Origin of the sequence: Thermopolyspora sp. NPDC052614 (genome assembly GCF_040678635.1) — a bacterium.
Classification (GTDB): domain Bacteria; phylum Actinomycetota; class Actinomycetes; order Streptosporangiales; family Streptosporangiaceae; genus Thermopolyspora.
In genome coordinates, this window is record NZ_JBFATZ010000020.1 from 61,774 (window position 1) to 70,609 (window position 8,836).

At 72.9% G+C, this 8,836-nt stretch carries 4 protein-coding genes; 2 read left to right on the top strand and 2 right to left on the bottom strand.

Annotated elements, in window-relative coordinates; genetic code table 11:
• Positions 1-103 precede the first annotated feature (103 nt).
• Both AB0K60_RS31025 and AB0K60_RS31030 read right to left on the bottom strand, forming a co-directional pair.
• Complete coding sequence (locus tag AB0K60_RS31025) at positions 104-2,446, bottom strand: MFS transporter (RefSeq protein ID WP_364063124.1); 2,343 nt, start codon at positions 2,444-2,446, stop codon at positions 104-106.
• 973 nt (positions 2,447-3,419) lie between these two features.
• Positions 3,420-4,280 (bottom strand): hypothetical protein, encoded by an 861-nt coding sequence (locus tag AB0K60_RS31030; protein ID WP_364063127.1) that lies wholly within the window; start codon positions 4,278-4,280, stop codon positions 3,420-3,422.
• Positions 4,281-4,798: 518 nt separating this feature from the next.
• Between AB0K60_RS31030 and AB0K60_RS31035 the strand changes: the two genes are divergently transcribed.
• Together AB0K60_RS31035 and AB0K60_RS31040 are read left to right on the top strand one after the other, a co-directional pair.
• On the top strand, positions 4,799-7,039 hold the full coding sequence (locus AB0K60_RS31035; protein ID WP_364063130.1) for a helix-turn-helix domain-containing protein: 2,241 nt from the start codon (positions 4,799-4,801) through the stop codon (positions 7,037-7,039).
• 534 nt (positions 7,040-7,573) lie between these two features.
• The gene (locus AB0K60_RS31040; protein WP_364063133.1) at positions 7,574-8,680 is read left to right on the top strand and encodes a hypothetical protein; all 1,107 of its coding nucleotides are present in this window, start codon (positions 7,574-7,576) and stop codon (positions 8,678-8,680) included.
• The last annotated feature ends 156 nt before the right edge of the window (positions 8,681-8,836 follow it).

Sequence of the window (8,836 nt, forward strand, 5' to 3'; positions counted from 1 at the left end):
CCGGTTCCCAGGCGCGAGGCGCTGGGCTCACAGGCCCACACCACCGGCCCACGCGCAGTCGCCGAGTTCCCCCGGTCAAGGAATCCGCCGACGCCGAGGTACGTCAGGAAAAGTTGCCGCCTGAATAGGGCATGCGCCGGTACGGGCGCTGACGCGTGTCGGACGTCTCCGTGACGGAGGGCTCCGTGACGGAGGGCTCCGTGACGGAGGGCTCCGTGACGGAGGGCTGCGCGACGGAGGGCTGCGCGACGGAGGGCTGCGCGACGGAGGGCTGCGGGGTGGTGGGCTCAGACGCGGCGGACTCAGGTGGGGTGGGCAGTGTCGCGGTCGGCTCGGCAAGGGCCGGTCCTGGGAATGGGGACGCGGCGGAGGGGGGCTCCGGCAGGTAGTACTGGGGCAGGGCGGGGCCGGGGAGCGTGAGTTTGTCTGCTGCGGCGAGGAAGTGCGTCGCGGCGGTGCGGAGTTCGCTTTCCGCCTGGGCGCGTTCCTTGGCCCTGTGAGCGCGTTCCCTGGACCGCCGGGAGCGGGTCGCCGAGCCGCGGCGGGTACGCGGGTGAGGAGGCGCCTCGGTGGTCGGGGGAGCGAGGGGCACGGGGACGTGCGGGCCCGTGATGCGCACGGTGGCCGCGGAAATCTCCGCGATGTGGCCTACAGGGTGGTCGGCGGGGTGGCCGAGAGGGTCGTGGGCGGGGTGGGCGACAGGGTGGCCCACAGGGGGGTGGGCAGGGTACGCGGCAGGGTGGCCGACAGGGTTGGGGGCCGCCCCGTAGTCGCCTGGGACGGGGGCGGACAGCGGCATCGCGGACGGAACGTGCGGGACGGCCGGAGAGCTCACCGGAGTGTCCAGGGACGCCGGACCCGTGAGCGCCGGACCCGTGAGTGCCGGACCTGTGAGTACCGGGAAACGGGGGAGAGCCACCGCATCCGGCGGGGTGAACAGGCTGGCGGCGGGAGGCTGTGGGGCCTTCTCGGAAGCCGTGGCGGGGCCGTCCGTGAGGGGCCGGGGGCGGATGAAGACGGCCACCAGCCCGGCGAGCCCGGCCAGGATCATGCACCCGGCGAAGACGGCGGTGTAGCCGGAGAACGTGTTGTTCACCGTGAGACGGCCCACCAGTACGGCGGCGCCGGCCATGCCCACGGCACCGCCGATCTGGCGGGCGGTCATCGTGCCGCCGATCGCGGCGGCGTACTCGGTCGGCGGCGCGGACAGGGTGCCCGCGGTGGAGGCCCCGGTCGTCATGGCGCCCAGACCCAGGCCGAGCAGGACGCTCGCGGGCAGCCAGGCGGTGAGCAGGCGGGGCTCGGGCTGGAGGACCATCGTGATCACCCAGGCGCAGGAGGCGGCCACGCCCACGGAGCCGAGGTAGATGATCGCTCGCGGGCCGTACCGTTTGCAGGCTTTGCCGGAAAGGTACCCGGCGACCAGCACGCCGGCCGACAGCGGAGCCATCGCCGGGGCGGCCACGGTGAGGTCGTACCCCCAAGCGCGGTGGAGGAAGAGCGGGACAACGATCAGCACGGGGAAGGCGATCAGCCCGTAGAGCAGCGAGACCGTCCCCGCGAGCCCGAACATCGGCGTACGCCACAGGGACATGGCCAGCACCGGCACCGGATGGCGGAGGGACCGGAACACGGCGACGAGCAGCATGAGCAGCACGCCCGCGAACAGGGCGGCCATCGCGGGGCTCCACCCCCACTGCGGGGCCTTGGTGATGGCGAGCACGGCGGTCCCGATGGCGGCGAAGAGCGCCACCGCCCCCACCGGATCGGGTGCCCGGCCGGTCGTCGTGGCGTCCCGGCGCAGCGCCAGCGTCCCGTAGACCAGGAGCATGGCGATCACGGCGCTCGGCAGGAACATCGCCCGCCAGCCCTGAAAGCCCAGCAGCCAGCCGCCCGCCGCGTGCACGGCCGTGCCGCCGATCCCGGAGCCGGCCATCCATAAGCCGATGGCCCCCGGCCGCCGATGCGCGGGGACGCCGGCGAGCAGCATCCCGAGCGAGGCGGGAACGGCGGCGGCCGACCCCACCCCCTGTACGGCTCGCGCCACCAGCAGAACCGGAAAGCTCATCGACACCGCGGCCGCCGCGGCCCCGAGACTGAACAGCCCCAGCCCGATCGCGAGCAGCCGACGCCGCCCCACCAGGTCGGCGAGCCGCCCGGCCGCGGCCAGCAACGCCGCGAACGGCACCGCGTAGGCGGTCATAACCCACTGCAGGTCCGCCTCGGTCATCCCGGGGCCGGTGAACGCCGGGGTGAGCGCCGACACCGCCAGCGTCCCGCCGATCGTGTCCGCCATGGTGATCCCGATGGCCCCCGCGCAGACCAGCATCAGCAACCTGGCCCGGCCGCCCCTCTCCGGCGACTCGCCGTCGTCCTCCCGGCCCGCCGTCGGCGTATCGCCGTACGCGGCCGGTACGGCGCGAGGCGCCGGGCTCCGAAGGGGCACGGGAGCGGTGGGCCGATCATCGTACGCCGCCGTGCTCGCGGCGTTCCCGGCGCTCCATGAGGCTGTCGGACCGTGCGCGTGACCACGCGGGGCGGCGGCCGGGCCGGTCGTCACGCCGACGGCGGCCGAGGGAGCCGTCGGCCGGTCGTCTCGTCCGGCCATGTCCGCGCCGAAGCCACCCCGCTGGCGCGTGAACGAGTCGGACGGGGGGTGCGCGGCGAAGGGAAGACCGGGGCGGTCGCCGTGTGCGGCGGCCCCGGATGCCTCGATCGCTCCGAACGCCCCGGCGGCCCCGAATACCTCGATGGGCCCGGTGGACCCGGATGCCCCGGCGGTCCCGAATGCGTCGATGGGCCCGGCGGTTCCGAATGCCTCGGTGGGCCGGGTGGACCCGGTTCCGAATGGCCCGGCGGTTCCGGATGGCCCGGTGGCTCCGGATGGCCCGGTGGCTCCGAATGGCCCGGTGGCTCCGGATGCCTCGGTGGGCCGGGTGGACCCGGTTCCGAATGGCCCGGCGGTTCCGGATGCCCCGGCGGTTCCGGATGCCCCGGCGGTTCCGGATGCCCCGGCGGTTCCGGATGCCTCGGTGGGCCGGGTGGACCCGGTTCCGAATGGCCCGGCGGTTCCGGATGGCCCGGTGGCTCCGGATGGCCCGGTGGCTCCGGATGCCTCGATGGGGCCGACTGCCCCGGTGGATCCGGATGCCCCGATTGCCCCGGTGGCCGTGGTGGCCCCGGTGGCGTGGTGCGGAAAGGCGGACGAGTCGGCCGGTCGGACGGTGTGCGTGGTCGGGGACGCGGGGGCGAACCAGTCGTGTGGCCGCGGTGGAGGCGATGCGGGTGAGTGGGCGGGTGAGCTGGCGGGTGAGCCGGCGCTTGAGTGGGTGGGGGCGTGGGGGCCGGATGAGTGGGGACGTCGGCCGCTTCCGGGATGGAGATGTCGGCCGGTTTCGAGATCCGTGGGGGAGGAGCCCTCACTCATGGCGAATCGCCTCGTATCTGCCGGGTCTGACGGGGGTGCGGGGCCTGTGCGGGGGCGGTGCGGGTTCGTCGATGGGCAGGATGGCGGTGCCGAGAATACCGGGGTGGAAGCCGTCGTGGACGGCGTTTGCGGCAGGCATCGGACGATCCGCCTCGTACGCGCCGGGAGTGGCCTGGTACGCCTCCGGAGCATCGTCGGCCGCGTAAGGGCTCGGCTCGGGCGTGTCGTGGGGCCGCAGCGCCTCCTGGACGGCCACCTGGCGGGCGGTCTCGCTGGACATGTGGGCCGAGTGACGGCACTTCCAGAAGACCTCGACCGCCGTGTGGGCGGCGGCCAGGTGCTGGTCGCACAGGACGCGGATCTCGCCTTCGAGGCGCCGGATGTGTTCGAGCTGGGCGGCGATGGCGGGGTCGAGGGCGCGGCGGTCCAGATCGCCGACGTCCTTGAGGTGGGCGGGCCAGCGCAGCTCGCGCGCGACCTCGGTGAGGGCCGCGTCCAGGACGTCGGCGAGCGCGGCGGGACGCCCGGTCTCCAGATGGCGCTCGGCGCAGGCGATGGCCACGTGCACGGTGTGGTGGCGCTCGTGCCGGAGCATGCCGCAGGCGAGCAGCAGCGTACGAAGGCGATAGGCGAGGTTCTCCTTGCTCCAGCCCATCACGGTGAGCGTGTGCTCGCGCCCCTCGATGACCTTCCAGCCCAGCAGGGTCAGCTCGCGGTGGGCCTGCTGCTGCGCGAGCCGCTGGTCCATGCGCAGCCTCGGGTGCCCGCCGACCATGTCGAGCCGGACCGCGCCGCCGTCGACGACCAGGCGCTCGCAGATGCGCTGGATCACTTGGACTCTGCTGTCGGTCATCGCGATCGTCCCTCCCTGCCCAGGGATCGACTCGGCTCCTTGACGGAGTCTATTGACATGTCGGTGATCCGCAAGTCAATCCTGATCGCAGGGTAGGCGGGCGGGATGCCCTGAGTCACGTTGAGATGCCCGTTCCTTTTTCTCGGAAACATACCTGTGGCTCGGTGGATAGCGGGCGAATCCCGGAACATGCCCGGCTGTCGCTTTCCGGGCCATATCTCTCTAGAGAACTCTGATTTCCGTACGCGTTTGCCCCGCCGAATCGGCGCGCCCCGCCCGGGCCGTTGCCACAGGTCCTGGAAGCGGGCCTCGAAGAGACCGCGGGGAGTTGTCTTGACAGACTGGTCAAGGGTGTCAGTGATGGTGCATAATCGCAGTTCATAGGCCGCTTCGTGGGATGACCGCGACGGTAGTTGATCCATTCCTCTCGGTAGCGGAAAGCGGCATTTACAATCACCTCAACAAAGAGTTGAGGAAATTGTTGCGATCGCCTGGTGTTTCGTGCTACCTATTCAACGGTGGGACAAGACCTGGTTGTCGAGGTTGCACTGAAAAGACTTCGCGCACATGGCGATGGCCGCCGGAGACTTGATCACAAGACTCTGGAGATTCTGCGTACGGCCGCCGTGGCGCAAATGGACGCCGGCGTCGGCGTGCGCGAGATCGCGACCGCGTTCGGCATGAGCCGCTCGACCCTGTACCGCTGGCGCGCCCTCGCGGGCCGCCGCGGCGAGCCCGCCTCCCCCCGCCGCCCGGCCGACCACGCGCCCGGCGACCGGACCGGCGAGCCCCCCGCCTCCGGGCGCGCGGGAAGGGCCGGGAGCCCCTTGGGCGAAGGCGCCGGGCACGACGCCTCCGCCGACCCCTACACCGATTCCGCCGTCACGGCCGCCGCGTGCCCGCCGCCGGAGCGGCTGGCGGCGCTGCGCGAGCGCGTCCTGGGCGAGCCCCTCGCCGGGCGCCCGACGGACGCGCCCCTGCCGCCGCTCTGGGACCTGGAGGCCGTCCGCGCCGTGCTCGCCGAGCTCACCACCGACGCCGGGGACGCCCACGCCGCCGCCGCCGGGGACGCCGCCGCATGGGACGCGGCCAACGCCCGGGATGCCGACGCCGCCGACGCCGCCGACGCCCGGGACGCAGCCTGGGACGCCGCCGCCTGGGATGCCGCCGCCTGGGATGCCGCCGCCGCCGGCGTACCGGCCCTCGCGGACGCGCCGGCCCTGCTGCGCGCGGCCGGCCTGTGGCCGGACCACCCGCTGCGCCGCCCGCATGAGCTCGCCGACGAGGGCTGGCTGAAGTCGGTCCTGCCGCGCATCCGCGAACGCGCGCGCGCCGAGGGCGCCCGGCTCTACTTCGTCGAGGACGCGCTCGTCGGCGACGGCGCGCTATGGCTGCTCTCGGCGGTCCCCGCCGCCGGCGGCCTGCGCAGGTTCGCCGTCTACGACCCCGCCCGCGAGGGCGCCGACGACTACCTGCGCTTCCTTGAGGACTTCCTCCAGCGGCTGGGCGAGGAGGCGGACACGCCCGTCTACGCCGTCCTCGAGCCCCTCCCCGCCAAGGACGCGCGAGCCGTGGCCCGCTTCGCCAGCGCCTCGGGCGACCGGCTGCGGCTGTTCTTCCTCCCCGACGTCCTCATGCGCCTGGAAAGACTCTCGGAGCGCTGGCGCGAGGCCCTGGCCACCATGCGCGAGTACGCCGCCGCCCGCGACGAGACCGCCCGCGGCTACCGCGCGGCGAAGTCCGCCGAGGAGCGCCTGCGGCTCGACCGCGACCGCGCGATCCGCAGCTGCCGCGAGGCGGGCGTGCCGATCACCACGATCGTCTCCGGCACCGGCCTCGCCGCCAAGACGATCTACGACGCGCTGGGCCGCACGTCCGCCCCCGCCGACCACGACGCCGCCGCCGCGCCCGCCGCCGTACGGCGCGAGCGGCTCGCCGCCCTCGACGCGGCGATGGCCGCCTGGCGCGAGTCCGTCGCCGCGCTCCGCGACCACGCCCGCGAACGCGAACGCGCCGTCGCCGCCTACCGGGCCGCCAAAACGGTCGAGGAACGGCTGCGGCTGCGCCGGGACAAGGCCATCGTCGCCTGGCGTACCACCGGCATCGCCGCCGGCGTCCTGGCCGCCCGCACCGGCCTGTCCAACGGCCTCATCTCCCAGATCACCGGCAAACGCCCGCCCGCCGCGGGAGAGCCCCGGCACGGCGAGTCCGGCCGCCTGCTCGACGCCCTGGAGCGCGTCAGCGAGCAGTGGCGCCAGGCGGTCGCCGAGGCCGAGGAGCGGGCCAGGGTACGCCAGGAGGCCGCGGACGCCTGCCGGGCGGGCCGCGCCGTCGAGGAGCGGCTGCGCCAGAGCCGCGACCAGGTGATCACCGCCTGCCAGGCGGCGGCCGTCCCGATCCCGGACATCGCGCTGTGCGCGGGTCTCGACGTCACCACCGTGTACCAGATGCTGCACGCCAACAAGTTCGCGCCGGGCGACGCGCTGCGCGCCGACCGGGTGCGGCTCATGAGCCGCCTGCGGGAGGTGTCCACGCGCTGGCGGCAGGCCGCCGAGGCGGTGCGCGGGCACGTACGCGCCCGCGAGGAGGCCACCCGCGCGTGGCGGGAGAGCCGGGCCGCCGAGGAGGAGCTGCGCCGCCGCAGGGACAAGGCGATCACCGAGTGCCGGGCCGCCGACGTGGCCGTCACGGTCCTGGCGTCTTACACGCGACTTGACATCTCCACGATCTACGGAGTGTGTCAGGCCCCCGGCGCCTGATCGCGGGCCCGGCGCACGGTGGTGACCTTGACCACATTTGACAGCGTTGGTTATTGACGCGTTCTCTAAAGAACCTCTAAAGAACGGAGTTTTGACATGTCGGGCCGCAAGAGGCGAGAATTGAGATCTCGCCACAGCGGCCACCTCTATAGAGAACTCAAGGCCGCTATCACCTTTCTGAGCTGGGCACTTGCATATTTTTCGGTGATCGTGCAGCATGCGTTTCGTGGGGATGCTTCGCGCCACTCAAATGCAGCCCGGCACACGGACGAAACGATTCACCGGCCCCCGACCGACGCTCGACTGGAGAAGGTTCCGATAGTCGTGCGATTAGTGGTAGGGCCAGTGGGACATCGCCGTTCCGCCGTGGCGGATGAGTAAGGAGTAACGGCGATGGGCGACTGGAGGTTGTCAGAGGGGTGGAAGTTACTGCCGGATTCCCGGACTCCTGACCCTCCGGAGGGTGAGCCCGGCCCGTGGCGGGATCGGGCCGGTCGCGTGATGCACGGCGTCTACGAGCGGAGGATCCGCGGCGTGGAGTCCGAGCGTCCCGCGCACGTGGAGGGCGTCGCGGCCTGGTACGGCTCGCGCCTGTACACCTGGAGCGGACCCGAGATGCCACGGTTCCGCGACCGCCGCGTCAGCCCATGGAACCCGATCCTGGCCCAGGGGCTGCGCGCCGAGGGCGTCGAGGAGACCCCCTACCGCACCCCGTCCTGGTGCGATGAGTGGATCGCCGAGGCGCTGCTGCGCAACCTCAAGCCGTACGGCAGGTTCGCGCTGCCGTACAAGACCGCGATGGACTGGTTCGCCGAGGCCGGGCGCGCCGGCCTGGTGTACCGGGCCACCCGCTACGACCCCTCGGACGACCCCGAGGACGGCCCCGGCGACGGGAGCGGCCCCGAGCGCCGACTGCACATCACCGCGGCCGTCGCCCAGACCTACGGGGAGATCTTCGACCTCGACGCCCTCATCGCCGACTACCAGGACGCGCTGCCGCCGGACGTGGCGGCGCCCCAGATCGACGCGCTGCAGCGCCATCGTGACCAGTCGATGGCGCTGCTCTACGTTCTCGCCGACGACGCCGACGAACGCTTCTGGGCGGCCCCGCGGGCGGTGCGGGGCCTCACGCTCGGCTACCCCCCCTCGTCGACCGCCGCGCGCATCCTCGCCGAAGCCGAACCGACGAGCGGATCACCCCGCACACGACGCTTCCACGAGCCGTCGGCCCACCCTCAGCCGAACGGCCACGCCAACGGCAACGGCAGAACGAACGGACAGCAAATGATCAGAGTCCCCGAATGCAGGCACCCCGGGCGCCCGCACGCACGCGTCGCCGACATGACGCCCGCCACCCTCGCCACCGTGGTCCGCTGGATCGACCGGAGCTGGCCGGTCGACATGCCCCGCGGCATGTACCCCGACAACGCCCTGGAGTTGGAGCGGTCCGGCTACCTGATCGCCATCGCCTACCGGGCGTACGTAAGCGGCGATCCGCTGCTGCGCGTCCCCATCTGCGACGACCCGGCCGCCGAGGGCGAACTGCACCGCTACGTGTGCTGCCTGCTGCGCGGCATGTCCAAGGATCCCCGCGAGATCCACCTGGACGCCGTGTACGCCCGCAAAATGGTCTGGAGCTGACCCCTCGGCCTCCCGCCCCAAGCACACGGGCCGGTACGGCAGTCGCCCGCTGGGCATGCCGGGCACCCAGCCGACGTGGGCTCGATCCGATGCTCAGAGCAAGGCGCAGTCGCGGATTGGGCGTGGCGGCGGGGCGGCGAGCGTTGAATCGCCGCC

What these genes read in the sequence shown, in the direction of transcription:
- AB0K60_RS31030 (WP_364063127.1), bottom strand. Translation starts at nt 4,280, where the DNA reads ATGACCGACAGCAGAGTCCAAGTGATCCAGCGCATCTGCGAGCGCCTG.